The organism is Rhizobium ecuadorense (assembly GCF_001187535.1).
Classification (GTDB): Bacteria; Pseudomonadota; Alphaproteobacteria; order Rhizobiales; family Rhizobiaceae; genus Rhizobium; species Rhizobium ecuadorense.
In genome coordinates, this window is the sequence record NZ_LFIO01000219.1 from 1 (window position 1) to 386 (window position 386).

Here is a 386-nt window from a genome sequence, read left to right on the forward strand (position 1 = left end):
CGACGCTCCGCGTTTCTCGTAAGCAAACTTCCAACCCTCGTCGGCTTCGAACTTTCGGCGAAGGTCGCTCTCTTGCGAGAAGCCGCCCTCCGTGAGGTAGTTGCCCCAGACCGAGAGCTTCGCCAGACCGTCGACACTTTCGAGGCCGACGCCGTCGCCGTTCTCCGGAGTGAGGACCGTATTGAAGTCGGCAGGGAGTTCGACGGCATATCCGAAGCGTCCATTCGCATAGGGTCTGAAATCCGCGGCCGAAGCCGTGAAGGCGAGGAGCATAATTGCCGTGAAGGTGGTGCGACGGCGCATGGCGGTTCTCCTCCTCATCCTATGACGGCACCATGGTAAGTGTTTTAAACCTTTCCAAGGGGAAAAGTGATCGGAAGTTGCGC

At 58.8% G+C, this 386-nt stretch carries 1 pseudogene; it reads right to left on the reverse strand.

What is annotated here, in order from left to right:
* A pseudogene (locus AF337_RS05620) lies at window positions 1–303 on the reverse strand (hypothetical protein); the annotation flags it as partial.
* Window positions 304–386 lie beyond the last annotated feature (83 nt).